General features: G+C 70.1%; 18 protein-coding genes and 1 pseudogene. 14 read left to right on the forward strand and 5 right to left on the reverse strand.

All coding sequences use genetic code 11. From position 1 onward, the window contains the following. Positions 1-503, forward strand: a pseudogene (locus tag ACFQS1_RS38785) (lactate racemase domain-containing protein); the annotation flags it as partial. Here ACFQS1_RS38785 and ACFQS1_RS38790 read toward each other — a convergent pair. After that, positions 500-1,090 carry an NADPH-dependent FMN reductase gene (locus tag ACFQS1_RS38790; protein ID WP_378977742.1) on the reverse strand — a complete coding sequence of 197 codons (591 nt, stop codon included), beginning with the start codon at positions 1,088-1,090 and terminating at the stop codon, positions 500-502. The pseudogene ACFQS1_RS38785 and the gene ACFQS1_RS38790 sit on opposite strands and share 4 nt — an antisense overlap. A gap of 11 nt (positions 1,091-1,101) precedes the next feature. Next, positions 1,102-2,877 (reverse strand): beta-glucuronidase, encoded by a 1,776-nt coding sequence (uidA, locus tag ACFQS1_RS38795; protein WP_378977744.1) that lies wholly within the window; start codon positions 2,875-2,877, stop codon positions 1,102-1,104. A 321-nt stretch (positions 2,878-3,198) separates the two neighbouring features. Between uidA and uidB the strand changes: the two genes are divergently transcribed. The 13 genes from uidB (at position 3,199) to ACFQS1_RS38860 (ending at position 19,357) form a co-directional block, all read left to right on the forward strand. Further along, entirely contained in the window at positions 3,199-4,614 is a 1,416-nt protein-coding gene (gene uidB, locus ACFQS1_RS38800) for a glucuronide transporter (protein WP_378977746.1), read from the forward strand. 32 nt (positions 4,615-4,646) lie between these two features. After that, a complete protein-coding gene (locus tag ACFQS1_RS38805; protein WP_378977748.1) occupies positions 4,647-5,297 on the forward strand; it encodes a cytidylate kinase-like family protein in 651 nt (216 codons plus the stop codon). A 37-nt stretch (positions 5,298-5,334) separates the two neighbouring features. Further along, complete coding sequence (locus tag ACFQS1_RS38810) at positions 5,335-7,485, forward strand: beta-glucosidase family protein (protein ID WP_378977750.1); 2,151 nt, start codon at positions 5,335-5,337, stop codon at positions 7,483-7,485. 179 nt (positions 7,486-7,664) lie between these two features. Continuing rightward, positions 7,665-10,415, forward strand: a complete 2,751-nt coding sequence (locus ACFQS1_RS38815; RefSeq protein ID WP_378977752.1) for a cation-translocating P-type ATPase — start codon at positions 7,665-7,667, stop codon at positions 10,413-10,415. Positions 10,416-10,666: 251 nt separating this feature from the next. Further along, positions 10,667-10,807: a hypothetical protein gene (locus ACFQS1_RS38820; RefSeq protein WP_378977754.1), complete on the forward strand. Its 141-nt coding sequence runs from the start codon at positions 10,667-10,669 to the stop codon at positions 10,805-10,807. A 35-nt stretch (positions 10,808-10,842) separates the two neighbouring features. Then, on the forward strand, positions 10,843-12,258 hold the full coding sequence (uxaC, locus tag ACFQS1_RS38825) for a glucuronate isomerase (protein ID WP_378977756.1): 1,416 nt from the start codon (positions 10,843-10,845) through the stop codon (positions 12,256-12,258). A 5-nt stretch (positions 12,259-12,263) separates the two neighbouring features. Beyond that, complete coding sequence (locus tag ACFQS1_RS38830) at positions 12,264-13,643, forward strand: mannitol dehydrogenase family protein (RefSeq protein ID WP_378977771.1); 1,380 nt, start codon at positions 12,264-12,266, stop codon at positions 13,641-13,643. A 327-nt stretch (positions 13,644-13,970) separates the two neighbouring features. Then, positions 13,971-14,147, forward strand: a complete 177-nt coding sequence (locus ACFQS1_RS38835; RefSeq protein WP_378977758.1) for a hypothetical protein — start codon at positions 13,971-13,973, stop codon at positions 14,145-14,147. Positions 14,148-14,209: 62 nt separating this feature from the next. Next, positions 14,210-14,884, forward strand: a complete 675-nt coding sequence (locus ACFQS1_RS38840; protein WP_378977773.1) for a helix-turn-helix transcriptional regulator — start codon at positions 14,210-14,212, stop codon at positions 14,882-14,884. Further along, entirely contained in the window at positions 14,884-16,068 is a 1,185-nt protein-coding gene (locus ACFQS1_RS38845) for a hypothetical protein (RefSeq protein ID WP_378977760.1), read from the forward strand. Before ACFQS1_RS38840 ends, ACFQS1_RS38845 begins: the two co-directional genes overlap by 1 nt. Continuing rightward, positions 16,065-17,279, forward strand: coding sequence for a hypothetical protein (locus ACFQS1_RS38850; protein WP_378977762.1), 1,215 nt, complete (start codon positions 16,065-16,067; stop codon positions 17,277-17,279). The genes ACFQS1_RS38845 and ACFQS1_RS38850 overlap by 4 nt, the downstream gene beginning before the upstream one ends. A 6-nt stretch (positions 17,280-17,285) precedes the next feature. Continuing rightward, positions 17,286-18,617 (forward strand): multicopper oxidase domain-containing protein, encoded by a 1,332-nt coding sequence (locus ACFQS1_RS38855; RefSeq protein ID WP_378977764.1) that lies wholly within the window; start codon positions 17,286-17,288, stop codon positions 18,615-18,617. Next, positions 18,614-19,357, forward strand: a complete 744-nt coding sequence (locus ACFQS1_RS38860; protein ID WP_378977766.1) for a YwiC-like family protein — start codon at positions 18,614-18,616, stop codon at positions 19,355-19,357. The genes ACFQS1_RS38855 and ACFQS1_RS38860 overlap by 4 nt, the downstream gene beginning before the upstream one ends. Positions 19,358-19,418: 61 nt before the next feature. Here the strand turns inward: ACFQS1_RS38860 and ACFQS1_RS38865 are convergent, their stop codons facing one another. The 3 genes from ACFQS1_RS38865 to ACFQS1_RS38875 form a co-directional block, all read right to left on the reverse strand. Next, positions 19,419-19,901, reverse strand: coding sequence for a hypothetical protein (locus ACFQS1_RS38865; RefSeq protein WP_378977767.1), 483 nt, complete (start codon positions 19,899-19,901; stop codon positions 19,419-19,421). A gap of 234 nt (positions 19,902-20,135) precedes the next feature. Next, a complete protein-coding gene (locus ACFQS1_RS38870) occupies positions 20,136-21,191 on the reverse strand; it encodes a tellurite resistance/C4-dicarboxylate transporter family protein (protein WP_378977775.1) in 1,056 nt (351 codons plus the stop codon). Between the two features lie 409 nt (positions 21,192-21,600). After that, positions 21,601-22,242 carry a carbonic anhydrase gene (locus ACFQS1_RS38875; protein ID WP_378977769.1) on the reverse strand — a complete coding sequence of 214 codons (642 nt, stop codon included), beginning with the start codon at positions 22,240-22,242 and terminating at the stop codon, positions 21,601-21,603. Positions 22,243-22,689: the final 447 nt, after the last annotated feature.

Raw genomic sequence — 22,689 nt, forward strand, 5'->3', positions numbered from 1 at the left:
CCCACGTCACCTATCTGGATTCACCGGTACGGCGCGTGCTGTCGATCGTTCCGGAAATGTACGACGAGATCTGGACCGCCGCGAAAGGCTTCTACAAAGTCGAACCGGTAGTCGCCGACGGCGGTGAAGTGATCCTCTACGCACCCCACATCACCGAGATCGCGTCCAGCCACCGGGAGATTTATGACATCGGCTACCACTGCCGCGACTACTTCGTCAAACAGTGGAACCGCTTCTCACACATCCACTGGGGAGTCCTCGCCCACTCCACACACCTACGCGGAGCCGGCACCTACAACCCCGCAACAGCCGACGAGCATTTACGGGTACGGGTAACACTCGCGACCGGAATCCCGGAAGACATGTGCCGCTCCGTCAACCTCGGATATCTCGACCCGGCGACCGTCGACGTCAACGCGTTCACCGCCGACCCCGACACCATGGTGGTGCCCCGAGCGGGCGAGATCCTCTTCCGCCTGAAGCGATCGATGGAGGAAGACTAGCGGGTTTCTGCGACGTCGGCCCGGCGCGGCAGGACGGTCAGGACACGGACGATGTGATCCCGGAATTCGGCCATGAAGGTGGCCAGGAAGGTCTTTGTCGCCTCGTCGGTGACAACGCCGTCGCCGGGGAAGATCTCCGGGGTGTACTGGATGTACGCCTCGGGCGAGGTCATCTGGCGAGCGTTGCAGAAGGTCAGCACGGCGCGCAGGCTCTGCTGGGCCAGCGCCGTGCCGATCTGACCGATGGAGGCGCCGATCACCGCGGCCGGGATGTGGTCGAACGCGTTCTGCCCCCATGGTCGCGACGCCCAGTCGATCGCGTTCTTCAACGCCCCCGGGATCGAGCGGTTGTATTCGGGGGTCACGAACAGGACGGCCTGCGCCCGGTGGATCGCTTCCTTGAGCTCGTTCGCCTCGGGTGGGTAGTGCGTGTCGTAGTCGGGGCTGTACAGCGGCAGATCACCGATGGGGATCTCGACGAATTCAAGATCGTCCGGCGCCAGCGCGATCAAGGCCCGGGCGAGCTCGCGGTTCACGGAGGTCGACGACAGACTGCCGACGAAGTAGCCGACTTTGTACGCGGTCATTTGAGTTCCCCTCACGCATCCTTGCGCCAGCGGCGCCGCAACGCGTGCGCAGCTGCCTTCGGCTGACGGTCACGGGTGAAGACGCCCTTCCTGTTGCCACCGACCCGCATCACACCGGAAATGGTGGCGAAGTCCGCGAAGTTCCACACCTGCTCGCCGACAACCGCGTCGATCCGGTCGAACACCCGGTGATTCATGTCCAGATATTCCACCTGATACTCCTCGGACCACGGCTGCCCGGCCACGGAGTGCAGACCGGGGTAGGTGTCGGCGCCGTACTCGGTGATGATGATCGGTTTGTTCTCGGTCGCCCAGCCGCGCAGCTCGGCCTCCCACTTCTGCTCGGCGAGGGGCAGGTCACCGGGGTCGACATACCAGCCGTAGTAGCGGTTGAGCATGAGCACGTCGGCGAACTGCGACACCCGGCACTCGCCGTACGGGGCCAGCATGACGTTGACGAAGCCGACCGGCCGGCTGGGATCGAGCCGGCGGGTCAGCTCGAACAGGGGGCGGAAGTACGCCTCCGCGGCCTCGCTGTCGGACTCCGGCTCGTTCGCGATCGACCACAGGACGACGCTGGGATGGTTCCGGTCCCGGGTCACGAGCTCGCGGATCGCCTGGGCGTGCACCTCCCGGCTGGCGTCGTTGATCGTCTCGGGGCTGAACGTCACGTAACCCTGAGCGCCGAAGATTCCGCCGCCGAGTCCCATGTTGAGCCCGACAGCCGCGGTCTCGTCGATGACGACGATGCCGTGCCGGTCGGCGTAGTCCAGGACGTCCTCGGAGTACGGGTAGTGCGACGTGCGGAACGAGTTGGCGCCGATCCACTCGAGCAGCTCGAAGTCGTGGACCATGAAGGCGTCGTTGTGCCCCTTGCCGATCACGGCCAGGTCCTCGTGTTTGCCGAAACCGGTGAAGTAGAAGGGTTCACCATTGATCAGGAACCTGGACCCGGTGACCTCGACCGTCCGGACGCCGACGCTATGGTGGTAGCTGTCCACCACGGTCCCGCCGTCGTCGACCAGCTGCACCTCGAGGTCGTAGAGGTAGCCGTCACCGGGCGCCCAGCGGTGGACGTCGTCGATCCGGAGAGTGCCGCTCGCACCGGCGCCGGCGGCAACCTGCCGGCCGGCCGCATCGTGCAGCAGCACGCGGGTGACTGCCTCGCCGCTGGACTCGATCTGGTACTGGATCGTGCCGGCGCCCCCGTCGAGGCCGGTGACGATGCTGATGTCGGTCAGATGCTGCGAGGCGGTCGCATACAGCCAGACCGGACGGTGGATGCCGGCGTAGTTGAAGAAGTCGTGCCAGTACCGCTGCCGCTTTCCGGCCGGGGTGTCCTCGACGATTCCCGGCGGGATCGACTGGAAGCTCAGGGTGTTGTTGACCACGACGGTGATGCGAACCGGCTCTCCCGCGGTGACGTGGTCGGTGATGTCGGCGGCGAACGGTGTGTATCCGCCCTCGTGCGACACCACTTCGACGTCCCTGGCCCAGACGGTGGCCCGGTGGGTCGCGGACTCGAAATGCAACACGATCCGCCGGCCCGCCCAGCCTTGCGGAACTCGGACGGTGGTCTGGTACCAGACGTCACCGAAGTACTCGCGCACGACGGGATCGGTCGGGATGTCGTTGAAGCTCGCCGGCACCGCCATCTCACGAGCGCGGGGCAGCCGTCCGGCGAACCAGCGGCCGGCGCGGCCGGCGCCGTCCGGGTCGAGGGCGAACGTCCACAGCCCGTCCAGGCGTTTCCGTTCACGGGTGGCGTTGTCCTGGGGTCGGAGCACGTCGGACCTCCATCGCGCGGGACGTCACGTGGTTACCGACCACCATGTCACGCTCGGCACGGCAGCGCGCGACACGGCGGTGGGCGTGGACTGATCCACTTCGTCCTCAGCTGGTCGACGGACGAACTGGAGAACGCCCGAGGCTTGCCAACGGTCGCCGTGCGGTGGTCTGATCCTTGACAGAGGCTCAATAAATGGTTGCCGTCGGCGGTTTCCGTATCCGCCACGCCGGATCCGGCGCGGGTGGTCCGCATCGTCGGCGACGTTTCACCGCGTTCTCTTCACCTTCGTGAGTGTCGTCTTTCCCCCTAAGGACCCCTCATGGCAGCCTCGACCCCGATCACATCCAGGACCTCCGACCCACCTTTCGAGGCCACCAAGAAACTGGGGTTCACTCAATATCTCGGCTATGCGTCCGGGGACGCCGCGAACAATCTGGCGTTCTCGATGTCCTCGCTGTTCCTCCTGCTGTACTACACCGACGTCGCCGACATCTCGGCCGCGGCGGTGGGCACGATGTTTCTCGTGGTCCGATTCTGGGATGCGATGACGGACCTCGTCGCGGGGCGGCTGGTCGACAGGGCGCAGACCCGCTGGGGCAAGTTCCGGCCGTTCATCCTGTTCGGCGCGCTTCCGCTGTTGCTGATGAGCGTGGCCGTGTTCTCGATACCCACGTCACTGCACGGCACCGGGTCCGCGCTGGTATGGGCATATGTCACGTACGCGTTGCTCGGGTTTTTGTACAGCTTGGTGAACATTCCGTACGGCTCGCTGGCCGCCGCGATGACTCAGGTGCCCGGCGAGCGGGCGAAGCTCGCCAGCTGGCGCGTCTACGGCTCGAATCTCACCATCCTCATGCTCGCCTTTGTCGTCGCACCGCAGATCAAAGGCTCGTCCGACCTGCAGCGCTCGCTCACGATCACCACCCTGGTGTTCGTCGTCGTCGGAGCGGCGCTCTACCTGTACACGTTCCTCACCGCCAGGGAGCAGGTGCGGCGGGACGTGCCCCGGGTCAGCATTCGGCAGAGCCTCGCGACGTTCAAGACGAACCGTCCGCTGATCATGTTGTGCCTCTCCAGCCTGCTGTTCCTCACCGGCATGATCGCGGCCAGCACCGTGGGCGCCTTCTACGCCCGCGACGTCCTGGGCAATGCGACCCTGTTCATCTACATGACCCTGGTGCAAACGGCCGGAACGTTCGTGGTCGCGGCATTTGTCCCCACTATCGTCCGGACGTTGGGGAAGAAGAACGGCTATCTCATTCTGGGCGTGGTGGCCATCGTCGCCGGCGTGGGCATCACCCTGGCGCCCGCGGGGGTCCCGGCAGTGGCGCTGATTTTCTTCTTCCTGCTCGGCGTCGGTGTCGGCGGGGTGAACACCCTCATGTGGGCCCTGGAAGCCGACACCGTCGAATACGGCGAGTGGAAAACCGGGGTGCGGACCGAAGGCACCACCTACGCGCTGTTCTCGTTCACCCGGAAAATGGGTCAGGCGCTCGGCGGCGCCGCCGCCGCCTACACCATCGGCCTCGGCGGCTACCTCGCGGGCAAAGGCGTCGTGCAGACCGACAGCGCCAAGACGGCCGTCAAGGTCGCCGCCGGCGTCCTACCGGCGGGATTCATCGTGCTGGCGCTGGCAGTGATGTTCTTCTACCCGCTGACCGAACGAGTCTTCCGCAACGTCGTGGCCGAGGTCGCCACGCGCCGGGCCCAGCACGTCGCCGCCGAGACGAGCTGATCCGTGCTCAGACACCGAGGGAAGGGGCAGTGATGCCGGACCACATCAGCGCCGAGGCGGGTTCCGCTCGACCGGTCGTGACGTTGTTCGAGTCCTACGGCTCCGGCGCCGGCTACATCGGTCCCCGGGTGGCACGGGCGCTCGAAGTGCCGTATCACGCCCAGGCGTTCTCGTCGGAAGAGATCGAGCACGCCGAGCAGACCCGGGAGAGGGAAGGACTCCTCGCCCGCGTGTTCGCCGTGATGGGCGGATCGTACGCGGGTCTCGAAGGGCCGGCGGTGGCCATGGCGCAACGCGACGACTACGAGCTTGTCATGGCCAACACTCGCACGGTGCAGGAGCAGGCTCGTCAGGGCGGCGTCATCGTGGGCCGCAACGCCGCGCTGATTCTGGCGAATCGGCCGGCGGCGCTGCACGTCCTGCTGGACGGACCGGTCGAACAGCGCATCCAGCGCGCCGCCGCGGAAGGCGATATCAGCCTCGACCGGGCCGCGAAGCGACAGAAGCGCGAGGATCAGATCCGCGCCGACATGTCGCTGCAGCTCTACGGCTGGGATCCACGGGACACCGAACGCTACGACCTGGTGGTCAACACGGGCACGATGGATCTGGACACATGCGCCGACATCATCGTCCAAGCCGCGCGGGTCAAGGCAGGCCTCCACGGCGCCACCGCGTCGTAACTTCGACGGCCGGCACCCGATACGGAGGAAGATTGTGGTGAGCAAGGACGTCATGCGTCCGTGGGAAGACCGGACGAAGCAGCCCCGCGAGCGAGCGGAGGCCCTTGTCGCCGCCATGACGCTGGAGCAGAAGATCAACCAGCTGCACGGCGCGATGGACACGATCGACATCTACGCGATGACCGCGCAGGCCAGGGAAGCCGGCACGGACATGGACGCGCTGGCCACCCAGATCCGGGTGGAACGCCATGTCGAGGGCATCGACGAGCTCGGCATCCCGCGCTTCCGGATCACCAATGGCCCGGTCGGCGTGGGCATGGGCGACGGTACGCCCAGTCCGCCGGCCACCTCGTTGCCGATGACCATCGGCCTGGCCGCCGGCTTCGACCCTGCCCTGGCGCGGGAGTACGGCTCGATCATCGGCAGCGAGACGGCGACGCTGGGCCAGCACGTCCTCGAGGGGCCCGGGGTGTGTCTGCACCGCATCGCCACGGCCGGCCGGAACTTCGAGTACTTCAGCGAGGACCCGTACCTCTCGGGCGTCATGGGTGTCGAGGTCACCAAGGCGATCCAGGAACACGGCATCATCGCCATGGGCAAGCACTACGTCGTCAACGACCAGGAGTACGAGCGTTTCCGTACCAGCGTGGAGGTGGACGAGCAGGTCCTGCGGGAGCTGTACTTGCTGCCGTTCGAGATGCTTGTCAAGGATGCCGGGATAGCAGCGATCATGAGCGCCTACAACCGCGTCCGCGGCGTGTACGCCACCGAGTACCGCTACACGCTCACCGAGGTCCTCCGGCACGAATGGGGCTTCGAGGGTTACGTACAGTCGGATTTCTGGTCCTGCCGTTCGGCGGCGCCGTCGCTCAACGCCGGCATGGACCACGAGATGCCCGACGCGAAGTGGCTCAACGAGGACAACGTCACGGCCGCCCTGCGCGACACCAGCCTGGAGATCAAGACAGTGGACCGCGCCCTCGTGCGCCGATTCACGCAGATGTTCCGGTTCGACCAGTTCGATCGACCGTACGATCCGGGCGACATCGACGCGGCCGGCCACGGTGCGCGGGCCCGGCGCATCGGCACCGAGATCGCCGTGCTGCTCAAGAACGAGGGCGGCGTCCTGCCCCTGGACCCGAACGCGGGCGCGATCGTCATCGTCGGCCAATCCACGTACGTCGACGACGCCTGCCTGGGCGGCGGCGGCAGCTCCAAAGTCCTCCCGCTCTACACCGTGCCCCCACTCGAGGGCATGCGCGACGTCCTTTCCGGCCTCTCCGGCTCGGCCTCCGTCACCAAGATCACCGTAGCCGACGACCTGACGAACCTCGACGAGGCCAAACGGGCCGCGGCGGCTGCGGATGTCGTCGTGATCATGGCCGGACTGGTCGCCACGGAGGGCGAGGACCAGCTCGGCATGAGCATGCTCAACGACCAGAACCGGCTGATCGCCGAGGTGGGCCCGGTCAACCCCACCACCGTCGTGGTGCTCAAGGACAGCAACCCCGTGCTCATGCCATGGATCGACGCGATACCGGCCGTGCTCGAGACGTGGAACCAGGGCCAGGAGGACGGTCACGCCGTAGCCGATCTGCTCTTCGGCGTCGTGAACCCCTCGGGCAAGCTGCCCACGACCTACCCCAAGACGCAGGAGGACACGCTCGCGGCGAGGCGTCCGGAGCGGTATCCCGGCACCGACGAGGGTGACGGATACCCCGTCATCCGGTACAGCGAAGGCCTGCAAATGGGCTACCGCTGGTTCCAGTCGCAAGGCATCGCGCCGCTGTTCCCGTTCGGCCATGGGCTGTCGTACACCACCTTCGGCCTCTCCGACATCTCCGTCGACACCGGAAGCCATCCTGGCCGGTCACCGATCACCGTGCGCGCGACCGTCACCAACACCGGCGACGCGGCCGGCGCCGAGGTGGCGCAGGTCTACCTCGGATTGCCCAATGCCGCCCACCAGCCGCCGAAGCGACTCGTCGGGTTCCGGAAGGTCACCGTGGCGCCGGGCGACAGCCGGCCGATCGAGATCGTCGTCGACCCCGCCGCAACCAACCACCCCCTGTCGGTATGGAGCCGCGGCGACCACGCCTTCGTCACCATCCCCGGCGAGTACGCCATCTACGTCGGCACGTCGAGCGACGACACACCGACGCAGCACCGCTTCACTGTCGCTGCCTGACACTCAGGGTCACGCGTGTATCGAGTCAAGGGCCTCGCTGACGGCCCGGCGCCGACGGCCGGCCCGGCGTAGCGTGGACATCGCTGCGACCCTCGAAAGACCGTCGGATGTGGCTGGCTGGTGGAAGCCCGCGGGCGACCTGACCGGGGTCCGCCGGCGCTCAACCGACCGGAGGCACGATGCCCACGAGCCCGCCGGAATCGGCCACCGCCACCGCGTGGTACACGGGGCCGGTGGACGACGCCGTCCGCGATCTCGACGTCGACCCCGCCACCGGGCTGTCGTCGGCGGAGGCACGGCGACGATGGGACCGGTACGGCCCGAACCGGCTCGCCGAGGCACCGAAGGAGCCGCGCTGGCGGGCATTCCTGCGCCAGTTCCAGGACCTGCTGATCGTCATCCTGTTGATCGCCGCCGTCGTGTCGCTGCTGGTCAGCCGCGAGTGGGAGACACCGATCGCGATCGCGGTGGTCGTCCTGCTGAACGCGACGATCGGCTTCGTACAGGAGTCGAAGGCTGAGGCGTCCCTGGAAGCGCTCCGGCGGATGAGCGTGATGCGGGCAAGGCTGCGCCGCGACGGGCGAATAGACGCGATCGACGCCGGTGAGCTGGTACCCGGCGACATCGTGGTGGTGGAAGCCGGCGATCGGGTACCGGCGGACGGACGGCTGCTGTCGGCCACCTCGCTGGAGATCCAGGAGTCGATGCTCACCGGCGAGGCACAACCGTCGCAGAAGTCGGCGTCGGCCGAGGTCGAGCCGGCTGCCGCGCTGGGCGACCGGGCCAACAGCGTGTACATGAACACCGCCGTCACGCGCGGCCGGGGCGAGGTGCTGGTCACCGCGACCGGGATGGGCACCGAGACCGGCCGGATCGCGGACATGCTGCACAAGGCGAAACCGGGACCGACGCCGCTGCAACGCCAGATCGACGCGCTCAGCCGCACCCTGGCCGTCATCGCCGGTGGCGTCATCATCGTCGTCTTCGTTCTCGGCGTCATTCGCGGGCAGGAGTTCAGTGCGCTGTTCGTCAGCGCGGTGTCGCTCGCCGTGGCCGCCATCCCGGAGGGCCTACCGGCTGTGGTCGCCTTCACGCTCGCCATGGGCACCGGCCGGCTGGCCAAGCGCGGCGCGATCGTCAAGAGGCTCGCATCGGTGGAGACGCTGGGAAGCACTTCCCAGATATGCACCGACAAGACCGGCACCCTCACCCTCAATCAGATGACCGCCCGGCAGTTGCTGCTGGCCGGCCGGCGGTTCACCGTCACCGGTGAGGGCTACTCCACCGACGGGCGCATCCGTACCACCGACGGGTCACCGCCGCCGAGCACGCTTGACGAGGCGCTGCTGCCGATGGCCCTGTGCAGCGATGCCGTACTGCGCGACGGCGCCATCGTCGGCGATCCCACCGAGGGCGCGCTGGTGGTCCTGGCCGAGAAGGGCGGCGTCGACGTCGCGGCGCTGCGCGCCGAACGCCCCCGTTTGCTGGAGATCCCGTTCGACTCCGACCACAAGTTCATGGCGACCTTCCACCGCTGGACCGACGGACAGGGCCGCGAGGTGGTGCGCTGCTTCGTCAAGGGCGCCCCCGACGTGCTGTCCGCCCGCGCGGACAGGTATCTCGGCGAGACCGGCGTCGCGGCGTTCGACGACACGGCCCGGGACCGCTACGACCGGGCCAACTCGGAGCTCGCCGAGCAGGGCCTGCGGGTGCTGGCCCTCGGCGTCGAAGACTTCCCCGCCGACGCGTTCGAGCCGGCCGAAGACCCGGAACGGATGCTCGACCGCCTGATCCTGGTCGCGCTCGTCGGCATCGTCGACCCCCCGCGCCCGCAGGCACAGCGATCCATCCAGGAGTGCCGCGAGGCCGGGATCCGGGTCCGGATGCTCACCGGAGATCACGCCGTCACCGCCGCGGCGATCGCCCGCGAGCTGGGCATACCCGGCGGCGCGGTAACCGGCGCGGATCTCGACCGGGCCGGCGACGACACCGAGGTGGCACGCCGCCTCGACGACATCGGCGTGATCGCGAGGGTCTCACCGAGCCACAAGATCCGGATAGTGCGGGTGCTGCAGGAGCACGGCGAGGTGGTCGCCATGACCGGCGACGGCGTCAACGACGCACCTGCCCTGCGCAAGGCCGACATCGGCGTCGCGATGGGCGTCACCGGGACGGAGGTGACCAAGGAAGCAGCCTCCATGGTGCTGACGGACGACAACTTCGCCACCATCGTGTCCGCCGTGCGCGAGGGCCGCGGCATCTACGCCAACATCGTCAACTTCACCCGCTTCCAGGTGTCCACCGCGCTGGGTTTCGTGCTGACGTTTCTGATCGCGTCCCTGACCGGGATCGCCGGCGGCGCGCCGTTCACCGCGCTGCAGATCCTGTTCGTCAATCTGGTCATGGACGGGCCACCGGCCATGTCCCTGGGCGTCGACCCGGTCGCGCCCGACGTCATGAACCGGCCGCCACGGCCCCGCGACGAACGCATCCTGAACCGGCCGCGCCTGCTGCGGATCCTGCTCGCCAGCGCGATCATGGCGGCCGGCACGCTGAGCGTGCTGATCTGGGCGCCGGGGCCCGCGCCGGAGCTGGGCGAGGCCACCGTCGCCGGCACCATGGCGTTCGTGACGTTCGTCTTCTTCCAGACGTTCAACCTGCTCAACGTCCGGTCCGACCGGCGCAGCGTGTTCACTCGCGAGACGCTGGCGAACAAGTCCGCGTACGCCGCCACCGCGGTCGTCGTGGTGCTGCTCGTGCTCCTCGTCCAGCTGGACGCGCTGCAGGGACTGTTCACCACCACCGCCCTCACGTCGGCGCAATGGCTCGTCTGCATAGCGGTCGGCTCCACCATCCTGATCTTCGGCGAGCTGCTGAAGCTTGTCCTGCGCGCCCGACTCCGGCGAGCGCGCCGCACCGTCCAGTCGTAGCCGTGGAACGCGAAGGGATGCGCCGCGGCCGGGAGCGACGGCCCGAGCCCGCTGAGCATCGATTGACGCGGCTTGCCCATCCGTGGCGCGTACAGCGCGCTTCCCGGTTGCCCGGGTATGTCTGCGGGACGACTATGTGACTATGGCCGCGCTTCGGGCGGGGACGGGCGAGGATGGCGGAGCACTGCACCGCCGTGCCGGCACGACGCGCGCTGACCCGAGGTCCGGCCGGCGCCCCCCGGTGGTCACTCTTGCTGCTCTGTACGGGGCCGGAGAGCGTCGCGCAGCGGACGGGACTGACGCAGGACGCCGTCGCGGACATCGACCTGATCGTGGCGGCCAGCCAGGCCCGGGTCGAGGCCACATCGGCGACTCCGGCTGACATCGCCTGACCACCCGCAGGAACTATCCGTGAAAGGGCTGGCACATGGCAGGGACCGCTCTCGAATTGCATCCGGACCGGCTGCTGCCGGCGGACCCCGGCACCCGCGCGATCGCCCGCGACCTGTACGACCGCGTACGTCCGCTGCCGTTGATCTCGCCGCACGGGCACATCGACCCGGCCGTGCTGCTCGACAACCACCCGTTCCCGGACCCCACGACGCTGCTGCTCACACCGGATCACTACGTGACCCGGCTGCTGCACGCCGATGGAGTCGAGCTGTCCGCGCTGGGTGTCGGTCAGGGCGAATTACCGGAGAAGGCGTCGCGGCAGGCGTGGCGACTGCTGTGCGAGCGGTGGCACGTCTATCAGGGCACCCCGGTGCGTTACTGGCTCGAGGCGGAGCTCGCGGAGATCTTCGGCGTCACCGTCGCCCCGTCGGCGCAGACCGCGGACGCCATCTATGACCAGGTCGGCGCCGCGCTCGCCGATGACGCCTTCCGGCCGAGGGCGCTGTTCGAACGCTTCAAGATCTCGGTTGTCGCCACGACCGACGATCCGTGCTCCGACCTGGCCGTGCACACCGCCCTCGCGGATGATCCGGCCTGGCCCGGGCGGGTGATCCCGACGTTTCGTCCGGACCGGTACCTGGACCCGGGGCAGCCGGGGTGGGCTGACGCGGTGGCCGCCCTGGGCGAGGCCGCCGATATCGACACCGGCGCCTACACCGGTTATGTGGCTGCTCTCGAGCAGCGGCGCCGCTACTTCGTCGCGCACGGCGCGGTGTCAGCCGACCACAGCCACCTCGATGCGAGGACCGATCCGCTGAGCCCGGCCGAGGCGGCGCGGATCTACCGGGCCGCGGTGGACGACGAGGCCGGGACCGGGGAGACCACCGCGTTCCGCCGGCACATGCTGATGGAGATGGCCCGGATGTCATGCGAGGACGGTCTGGTCATGACGCTGCACCCGGGCGTGCGGCGTAACCACCACCAGCCGACGTTCCAGCGATACGGGGTGGATGTCGGCGCGGACATCCCGGTGCCGGTCGAGTTCACCGATGCCTTGCGGCCCTTGCTCGAGCGCTTCGGCACCCATCCCGGGTTCCACCTGGTCGTCTTCACGGTCGACGAGACGGTGTGGTCACGCGAGCTCGCACCGATGGCGGCGTTCTACCCCTGCATGTATGTCGGGGTGCCGTGGTGGTTCCTTGACGCGCCCGACGCGATCGGCCGTTTCCGGTCAGCGGTGACGGAGATCGCCGGCTTCTCCCGGTCGTCCGGCTTCGTGGACGACACCCGCGCCTTCTGTTCCATCCCGGCCCGGCACGACATGTCACGCCGCGTCGAGGCGGGTTTCCTGGCCCGGCTGGTGGCCGAGCACCGGCTCGGCGAGGACGAAGCCGCCGCCATCGCCGTCGATTTGGTGTCCGCCCAGCCCAAGGCGGTGTTCAAGCTGTGAGCGCGATGTTGTCGCGGGCCGCCGGACACGGCCGAACGGCGCCGCCGGTAAGGCTGCTCCATCTGGGGCTTGGCAACTTCTTCCGGGCCCATCAATGCTGGTACACCGACCACGCCCCGGATGCCGGCGAATGGGGTTACGCCGCGTTCTCCGGTCTCGGGCGCGGTGACCTGACACAGCGGCTCGACGCGCAGGACGGGCTCTACACGCTGGTCACCCGGGCCCCCGCCGGTGACGCCTTCGAGGTGATCAGCAGCCTGTCCCGGGCCCACGGCGCGCAGGAGCACCAGGCCTGGCTGGACTACTTCCGGTCCGCGGACCTGCGGGTGGTCACCTTGACCGTCACCGAGGCCGGCTACCTGCGCGGGCCCGACGGCGGTCTCGATGCGGGCCGGACCGACGTGCAGGCCGACCTGGCCGCGCTACGCGACGACCCTTCGGCGCTCGTGCGCACCACGCCCGCCCGTCTGGTTGCCGGGCTGGCGGCCCGGCGCGCGGCCGATGCGGGCCCGCTCGCCCTCGTCCCTTGCGACAATGTGCCCGGCAACGGGGCGATCGCCGGGCGAGTCGTGCTCGACATGGCACGCCTGTTCGACCCCGGACTTCTCGACTGGCTGGACACGTCGCTGGCCGTAGTGGCCACCGCGGTCGACCGGATCACCCCGCGGCCCGCTCCGGACGAGGCCCATCACGTCCGCGACGCCACCGGTCATGACGACAGCTGTCCCGTGGCCACCGAACCGTTCTGCGAGTGGGTGCTCAGCGGCTCCTTCCCGGCCGGGCGTCCGGCCTGGCAGGACACCGGTGCGACCTTCACCGACGACGTGACCCCGTACGAGCACCGCAAGCTGTGGCTGCTCAACGGTGGCCATTCCCTGCTCGCCTACGCCGGCTCCATCCGCGGGCACACGAGCGTGGCCGAAGCCGTCGCCGACGACACCTGCCGGGACTGGCTGCGGCAGTGGTGGGACACCGCCTCCCGGCACTTGAAGCAGCCGGAGGCCGACCTCGCCGCGTACCAGGACGCGCTGCTCGACCGGTTCGCCAACCCGCGGATGCGACACCATCTCGCCCAGATCGGCGCCGACGGCTCCCAGAAGCTGCCGATCCGCATCCTGCCGACCCTGCGCGCGGAACGCGCACAGGGTCGGATGCCCACCGCCGCCACGCTCGTGCTCGCGGCCTGGATCTGCTGCCTGCGCGGCCTCGGCGCCCCGGTGTCCGACGTGCGTGCCCAGGTCGTCGTGCCGCTGGCCGGCGGCCGGCTGCGTGACGCGGTGCCGGTCGTCCTGCGCGAACTGGATCCCTCGCTGGGCGACGACGCCGACCTGGTCGTCACCGTTGTGCGCCAGTGCGAACAACTCGCGTCGCCGACCAGATCATGACGACGGAAATCGCCCGTACGCAGGAAAAGGGGTGCGTACCTGCTCGGGGGGCGTGATTGCCGTCGCCGGTGGTGTCGGCCTGACGGTGGCGCCCGGTTCCCAACCGTGGCGCCGTGCACGCTCGGGTGTCATGCCGGGGACGTTGTCAGCGTGCCCGGCCACCGGATAGGGCCGAAAGACCCGCCGGGCGGTACAGGCGCACCTGCCAGACGTCCGGCCCGTCCTGCAGCCATTCGGTGGCGAACTGCCCGGCGTAGTGGCGGTCGATCTCCGAGAGCAGGGCTGCGCCGCCGCCACCGGATACAGCGCCTGCTCCTCGGCGCCCGCGTGCGGCAGCAACTCCGCGCGCACCCACCCTGCCAGCGCGTCACGGACCTCCCAGACCCGGCGCAGACCGCCGATCTCGGCCGCCTGGATCAGCTCGGTGGTGTAACCGTCGAGGGCGGCGGCGAGCTGTGCGTGGTGGCGGACAACGGCCGCCGCGGCGGCCCGGTCGGACTGTGACATGACACGCTTCCCTAGTTTTGACGTCGTTTGACGTTATAACGTCTAGCATCGTGGAAACCCTGGGGAAAGGGCCGAGCGGCGAGACGATCGACACGCCGGCGCATCGGGCGCTGGGTTCAGCGAGCCGAGTGACGATCCTGCGGCTGGTCCGCGAAGCGCGGGCCGGTCTGACGGCGGCCGAGGTGGCCGCGGCCACCGGCCAGCACCTGTCCACCACCCGCGTACACCTGGAGCGGCTGGCCGAGGCCGGCCTGCTGGTCAAGGCCCGGGCCAGTGCCGGCCTGCCGGGCCGGCCGGCCTGGCGATACCGGGCGGCCGTGGCCGATCCGGCGCCCGGGCCGTACCGGGCGCTCGCCGCGGCCCTGCTCGAGCATCTGCCGGACGGGCCGGACGGCGCGGATGTGGCCGGCGCCGGCTGGGGCCGGCGGCTGGCCGCGAGCCTGCCGGCCGACGCCGGCCCGGTCGAGGCGGTCACCGGCGTGCTGGCCGGCCTGGGCTTCGGCCCCCACCCGACGCCCGCGAGTCCGGGCAACGCCAGTGCCGAGGTGCACCTGCGCACCTGCCCGTTCCTGGATCTGGTCGGACAGCATCCGGACGCGATGTGCGGCCTGCACGCCGGCCTGGTCCGCGGTGTGCTGGAAAGCCGCGGGATGACGGCGGACCGCCCGGTGCTGGAGCCGTTCGGTGCGCCGCACGCCTGTCTGGTGCGGCTGCCTGTCCAGCGGGCGGCCTGATGCCGGCCGTCACGGTTGCACCGTCCACAGGGTCACGGCCCGCCGGAGTTGCGGTCCGCTGGCGGCTGCCGGTCCTTGCCGCTGCCGGAACCGCGCTGCTCGGCGGGCTGTGGGCGGCCCTGCTGCTGCTCGGCGTGACCGTGCCCACCCCGGGCTCGCCGATCGAGGACGTGCACGGCCCGGTCATGGTGTTCGGGTTCGTCGGCACCCTGATCGCCCTCGAGCGGGCGGTCGCGGCCGGTCGCCGGGTCGCGCTGCTCGCTCCGGCCTGCTCGGCCGCCGGCGGCCTGGTCCTGCTGGCGGCCGGCTCGAGCTTGCCCGGCAAGCTGCTGCTGATGGGCGGCGCGGTGGGGCTGCTCGGGGTGTACCGGACGCTGTGGGGCCGGCAGCAGTCGGTCGCGCTGCTGGCTCAGGCCGCCGGCGCGGTCGCCTGGTACGCGGTGACGCTGCTGTGGCTCGGCGGTTTACCGATCCCCGATGTGGTGCCGTGGATGGCCGTGTTCGTGGTCGCCACGATCGCCGGGGAGCGCCTGGAACTGGCGCACGTCGGCCTCGCGACGGCCGCAGCCGAGCGGTGGTTCCTCGCGGCGCTCGCCGCCCTGATCGCCGGGGCCACCGCCGCCATCGTGTGGCCCCGGCCCGGCACCCCGCTGTTCGGCATGGCGCTGCTGGCGGTCACCGGCTGGCTGGCGGTGTTCGACGTGGCCCGCCGCACCATCCGCGGCACAGCTCTGCCCCGCTACATCGCTGCCGGGCTTCTCGCCGGCTACGCCTGGCTCGTCCTGGCCGGCCTACTCTGGGCCGGAAACGGCCCGGTCGCCGCCGGCAACCGCTACGACGCCACCCTGCACGCAGTCTTCCTCGGCTTCACCCTCTCCATGATCTTCGTGCACGCCCCCGTGATCCTGCCCGCGGTGCTGCGCCGCCCGCTGCCCTATCACCCGGTCCTCTACCTGCCGCTGGCCTTGCTGCACGTCTCGCTGGCGGCCCGTGTCGGCTTGGGCGACGCCTTCGGACTCGAGCAGGTGTGGCGCTGGTCCGGGGTGGCGAACGTCGCGTCCGTGCTGGTGTTCCTCGGCTGCGCGGTCACGCTCTCGGCCACCCACCGTCGCCGCCGGACGGAGCCAGCGCGCCAGCGCCTCGCCGGAGCGTCCCTGATCGACCCGGGCCCGGCCCGGCGATGAGCCTCCCCCCGCGGACCGCCGCGCCCACCGGGCGGGCCGGCTGGCACCGGCGTGCCGGGCTGCTGCCGGTCGGCTACCTGGCCGCGCTGATCGTGCTCGCCTTCGCCCACCCGCTGGTCGCCGCGTGGTGGTGGCTGGCCATTCACCTGCTGCTGCTGGGCGCCGCGACCAACGCCATCCTCGTCTGGGGCGCTCACTTCACCGCCGCCGTGCTGCGCGTGCCGTTGTCGGCGCACTGGCACGGCGCCGCGTTGCGGCTGCTGCTGCTCAACACCGGCGTCATCGCGGTCCTCGCCGGCGGCGCCAACGACCGGCCGTGGCTCGGCGTCGCCGGCGCCGCCGTGGTGTTCACCGCCGTCGCCGCCCATCTCGGCTGGCTCGCCCGCCAACTGCGCCAGGCGCTGCCCGCCCGGTTCGCGATCACCGTGCGCTACTACCTGGCCGCCACGGTGGCGCTGCTGACTGGGATCCCGGCCGGCGCGTGGATGCTGGTGGCCGACAACCGCGCACGGCCGCGGGTGCTGCTGTTGCATGCCCACGTCAACCTGCTCGGCTGGATCCTGCTGACCGTGCTCGGCACTCTGCTCACGCTCTGGCCCACGGTCCTGCGCACCCGGATGGACCCGAAGGCGCTCCCGGCGGCCCGCACCGCGTTGCCGGTCGCGGTCACCGGCCTGTTCCTGATCGCGGGCGGGGTGCTGGCCTGGTGGCCGCCGGTTGCGGCGGCCGGGCTGGCGGTATTCGGCACCGCCGTGCTGATCACCGCGGTCCCGGCCGCCCGCGCCGCCCGGCACAAGCCCCCGGAGTCCTTCGCCGCCTGGTCCCTGGCCGCCGGAGCCGGATGGCTGCTGATCGCGGTCGCCGTCGACGCGGTCGTCCTGTCCACCGCGCCCGGCCCGGAAGCGGCGGCCGACCGGTTCGGCATGGTGCTGATCCCTCTGCTGGCCGGCGCGGTCGCGCAGATCCTGGTGGGCGCGCTCGCCTACCTGCTGCCGATGGCGCTCGGCGGCGGTCCCGCCCGTGTCCGCGACCGCACCGCCACCCTGGACCGGCACTGGCCGCAACGGCTCGCCATGACCAACGCCGCCCTCGTCGTCCTCATGCTGCCGACCGGCCTGTACATCCGGATCACCACCTCACTGCTGCTGCTCGCCGCCCTCACCCAGTTCCTGCTGCCCGCAGCCCGCATGCTGCTGCTCGACCGAAGGTAGAAACCGATGCCCCTCCCCCGGCTAGGCGGCATCGCCACTGGCGTCGCCCTCGTCGTGGTCGCGGTCCTGATCGGCGCCGCCGCCCAACACCTGACCAGCGGCGACCCGGCAACGGTGGCCGCCGCGGCCGCGGTGACCCCGACCGGGCACACCACCACCGTCGCCGTCACCGCCGCCGACATGCGGTTCCGGCCCGCTCGCATCACCGTCCCGGCCGGCGACCGGCTCGTCATCGAGCTCACCAACACCGACCAGCGCCGCCATGACCTCGTCCTGCAGACGGGAGCGAAGACCGGCCTGGTCGGTGCGGGCCATACCGCACGCCTGGACGCCGGGATCATCGGCGGCCCGGTCGACGGCTGGTGCTCCCTGCCCGGCCACCGGCAGGCCGGCATGACCCTGGCCATCACCACCACCGGCGGCCACGAGCACATGGCCGCCACCACACCCGCGCCCGGGGCAACCCCCAGCCCGGCGGCGACCGTCGACCCGATGGCCGACCCCGGCCGGGATTTCCGGGCCCGCGACGCGGCAGCGCCGTCCGTCCCGGCCGGCCGGCTGCACACGATCTCCCTGCACGTGCGCGAGGTGCAGCTCGAGGTCGCGCCGGGCGTGCGGCAGACGATGTGGACCTACAACGGCACCGTGCCCGGACCCACGCTGCGCGGCCGCATCGGCGACACCTTCGAGGTCACCCTGACCAACGACGGCAGCGTCGATCACGGCGTCGACTTCCACGCCGGCGCGCTGGCCCCGGACACCGCGATGCGGCCGATCGAGCCCGGCCAGTCGCTGACGTACCGGTTCACCGCCACCAAGGCCGGCATCTGGATGTACCACTGCTCGACCATGCCGATGCTGCTGCACCTGGGCAACGGCATGTACGGCGCGGTCATCATCGACCCGCCCGACCTGGCACCGGTCGACCGCGAATACGCCCTCGTGCAGTCGGAGCTGTTCCTCGGCGGCGACCTGGCGAAGATGCGCGCCGGCCAGCCGGACGCGGTGATGTTCAACGGGTACGCCGCCCAGTACACGCACGCCCCGCTGACCGCCCACCCCGGCGACCGGGTCCGTTTCTGGGTCCTCGACGCCGGCCCGAACCGGTCCACGTCCTTCCACGTCGTCGGCGCCCAGTTCGACACCGTGTACGCCGAGGGCCGCTACCAGCTGCGGCCATCGGATCCCGGCGGCGCCCAGGTTCTGCCGCTGTCACCGGCCGGTGGCGGTTTCGTCGAGACCGTGTTCGCCGCGCCCGGCCATTACCCGTTTGTCGACCACGCGATGGCCGACGCCGACAGCGGCGCCCGCGGCGCAATCGAGGTGACCGCCCGATGACCACCACCGCCGCGTCCCGCCACACCGTGCGCCGGACTGTCCGGCAGTTCGTGCCACCCCAGCACGGCGCCTGGGCGATGCTGCTACTGCCCTATGTGGCCGGGGTCCTGGCGGCCGGGTTCCGCTGGCCCGACATGCCCCTGCTCGGCGCCTGGCTGGCCGGCTACCTGATGTCCTACTTCCTGCTGCAAACAATCAAGACGCGACGCCTGCGTCGTTTTCAGCAGCCGATCTATCTGTACGCCGCTGCCACCGCGGTCTTCGTCGTTCCGGTCGTCGTGGCGTGCCCGCGGGTGCTGCTGTACGCGCCCGCCTATGCCGCGCTTCTGGCGGTCAACGCCTGGCACGCGCGGCGCCGCCGCGACCGGGCACTGCTCAACGACCTGGCCTCCGTGGCCCAGAGCTGCCTGATCGTCTTCGTCGTGGCCACCATCGCCGGGCAGCCGCCGGCGCACGTGGCGACGCCGTTCCTGCTCACGCTGCTCTACTTCACCGGCACGGTCCTCTACGTCAAGACGATGATCCGCGAACGTGGCAACCCGGCCTACCGTCGCGCCTCGATCGCCTTCCACACCGCCGCTCTCGCTGTCGCGCTCTGGCTCGGCCCGCTCGCCGCGGTGGTGTTCGCGTTGCTGCTGGCCCGTGCCTGGCTGCTGCCGCACCGCACGCTCACGCCGAAACAGGTGGGCGTCGCCGAGATCGCCGCCAGCATGCTGGTCCTGGCCGCCGCCGTGCTGTGACGGCCGAGACACTCGACGAGCACCGGCGCATTTTCGGCGGGTCACCGCCGGAGGATTTGTGTCAGTTCTGCAGGGCCATCGCGAGGAAGGCCACTCCCATCACGGTGAACGCGGCTCCGACGGCGATGACGAGCAGGGTGATCTGCCAGGCCTGGTAGGCGCCCAGGAGGGCGCCGCGCAGGCTTTGACCCATGAACGCCGTTTCCCGCAGCCGGGTCAGGCGCTCGTCGGTGCGTCCGGCGGCCATCCAGGCGTCCGCAATCTCCGCGTAGGTGCGTCCGCCGGTCGCCTTCGTCACGTGGTCGGCGATGAGGTCCGAGAACGCGCGGGCTTGCGTGCCCGTGTGCACGGCGACGCCGGCGTAGCCGTGCAGCCAAGCCGGCAGGTCACCGCCGGCCGGGAAACTGATCCGCTGCTGTGCCAGCTCGCGGGAGACCGTCCTGCGGCCGATCAACCCTTGGACGATCATGGCGGGGCCCGCGACAAGCAGGATGGCTGCGGTGAAGCCGAATACGACAGTCATGTGCTCCAGGATGATCGGCACGCCGGGCCGGTGGCAGGGCAAGACGTCCCGAAACGGACGCGACCAAACGCAAATATCCGTTCCTCGACGGTCCGGATCGGGCGAAATGGAGGATCAGAGCGCAGGCCAGGTGCAGGAATCCGCGCGGCCTGCCGTCCCAGGGCATGGCGGCCCGTCGCCGGCATGTGGAGAAACGCGGTGCTCATCGGCCCGCGACCGCGGATACGTCAACAGAGCTTGCGCCCGGACGGTGAATCACTGGTCGTAGCGTGGCGCCGATCGGTCACCGCGACGATGGTGGGCCGGAATGAGCGGCGCGGCGAGGGCACGGCACATGGCGACGAAGGCGAGCAGCCAGGCCAGGAACGCGACGAGCGTCCAGGCCCGGCCGACGTGTTCGACGATCGGCAGCCTAACGGCCTTGCCGAGGTGCATGCTGGCCACGGCGTACATGCCGAGCGGGAAGACGATGCCCCACAGCGCCGGCAGATACGCCAGGCGTACCCGGTTGAGGCCGTGCCGCCAGATCCCGAAGATCACCAGAAGCGGGATGAGCCAGGTCCCGAACGCCCAGAGCACGACGGCCAGCCCACCGACCACGGGCCGGGTCGCGTCGACCGCCGGCGAGGTCCGCATGGTGAGGATCTGCGCGGCGGCCAGGACGGTGATCGCCGTGGCGCCCATCGTGACCCAGTACGGCGGCGTGAGATCGGCGGGGCGAACTTCCAGCAGGAGCAGCCGGGTCATGACCAGGACGGCGACCATCAGGTACAGGATCACGCCGACCGACCACATCAGCACCGCCAGCAACGCGGTGAGGCGGGCGCCGTGGCTGTGCGCCGACTGGTCCAGCACGGCGGCGCTGACCGCGACCGATTGCGTGCCGACGACCCAGATGAACCAGGTGCCATTCACACCGGCCAGGACCGGCTGCGGTCGCGGTCCGAGGATCAGCCGGATCGGGATCGTGTAGGTCAGCGCCAGCCACACCGCGGCCCCAACTCCGGCCAGGCCGACCGCGACACCCCGCTGACCATCGCGGCCCAGCCGGGCAGCCAGCACGTCGCAAGCGGCAACGATGGTGAAGAACGCGAACGCCCGGTCCGGCGCTACCAGATCGGCGACAACCAGCCGAGGGTAGCGGACGATGCGCCACCCCAACGCGACACACAACACGACGAAGCACCCGGCGGCGACCACCAGCAGCGCGGCCGAGGCCGCCGTCTGCCCGACATCGTCCAGCGCGATCGAGCAGATGCCCGTCGCCATCACCAACGCGAAATAGCCTGGGTAAAGATCACGGACCGTCATCGGCACCGTCCCGTCCCCGAACGCCGGCAGCCGGATGCCGCCGGACCATGCCGATCATGCCCGCCCGGCAGAGTTGTCCGTCACCCTTCTACGGCGAAAAGCTGGCGTCACCTGAACGAGCCGCACGGCGTTCCTCGGACCCTCACGGCCGGCACTGACAGTCACCGCGCTCAGGCGAGGGCGGGGTCGCCAGTGGAGTCCAGCACAGTGACTCCGGTCGAGGTCGACCAGTTCGGCGAGTGGCCGGTTGTGATGGCTGGCCGGCCGGCCCGTACCACGATTTTGTCGCTCGAGCGCCCATTGACGGGCGTGACAGCCAGCCAAATCTGAACCGAAGACGGGCTGGGTCTGGCGATCGCCAACCGGCTGCGCCACCGCGCAGGTCCCCGCTGTTGGGCATGACCGGGGATCAGGACGCGGCACCAGCCGGGACGCTGACACCCCGGGCCGTGACGAACTGCGCCCTGCCCTCGCTCAGGCGGTAGCGCAGGCCCACCACGCCGACCTGCCCGGCGGCGACCCGGTCGGCGAGCACCCGGGAGCGATCCAGCAACAACGCGACCGTGCGCTGCACGTGCTCGGCCACGACCTCGTCGGCCTGTGTCCGACCGGCGGTCCGAGCGGCGAGCACGCTCGGAATCACCGCCTGCACGATGTCCCGCACGTAGCCGCCCGGAGTGCTCCCGTCGTCCAGCGCGGCACGTGCGGCGCCCACCGCGCCACACGAATCGTGGCCGAGGACCACGACCAAAGGGCAGTCGAGCACCCCCACACCGAATTCGATGCTGCCCAGCGCCTCGGCACCGACCACGTGCCCAGCGTTACGCACGACGAACAGATCACCCAACCCGCGATCGAAGATGATCTCGGCGGCCAGCCGCGAGTCAGAGCAACCGAACAGCACCGCGAACGGGCGCTGAGCCGGCGCGATCCTTGCCCGGCGAGCGGTGTCCTGGTTCGGATGCTCCGCGGCGCCGGCCACGAAACGCTGGTTACCGGCCAACAACAGATCAACGGCTTCGGCAGGACTCGGGGACGTCGCATCGGTCATGCTCGCAGCTTACGACCGCGTCGTTGAGGACGTCCGACAGGGAAACCTCTGGTGCTTCGCGGAGAGCCCGACGTACCCCAGCGACCCGGAACCCCAATCGTTGTGTTCGTGCGGGAGCTGAAGCGACCCCCATGGAAACGGGTACCGACGACCGACAAGATCAAGATCAGGAATTCTCGCCCGGCCCGATGACCTCAATCGGTCGACGCCGGCTTCTCCCGGACACCGCAATACAGGAGCGCGGGCAGCGTGGGTGGCGGGCCGGACGCCCGCCACCACGCCTTCTCAGGACCCGGTCGCCGGGAACAGGACGCCGGCCCCGGCCAACCGGCGGCCGAGCTCGACCGCCGCCTCCGGGGCCGGCCATTCGTCGGCCGGGTTCAGCAGGGACAGCAGCACGCCGCCGTCCTCGGTGGGCGACGCCTGCGGCAGGTCCGGCAGCAGGCG

This window comes from Paractinoplanes rhizophilus, assembly GCF_042664765.1.
Taxonomy (GTDB): domain Bacteria; phylum Actinomycetota; class Actinomycetes; order Mycobacteriales; family Micromonosporaceae; genus Actinoplanes; species Actinoplanes rhizophilus.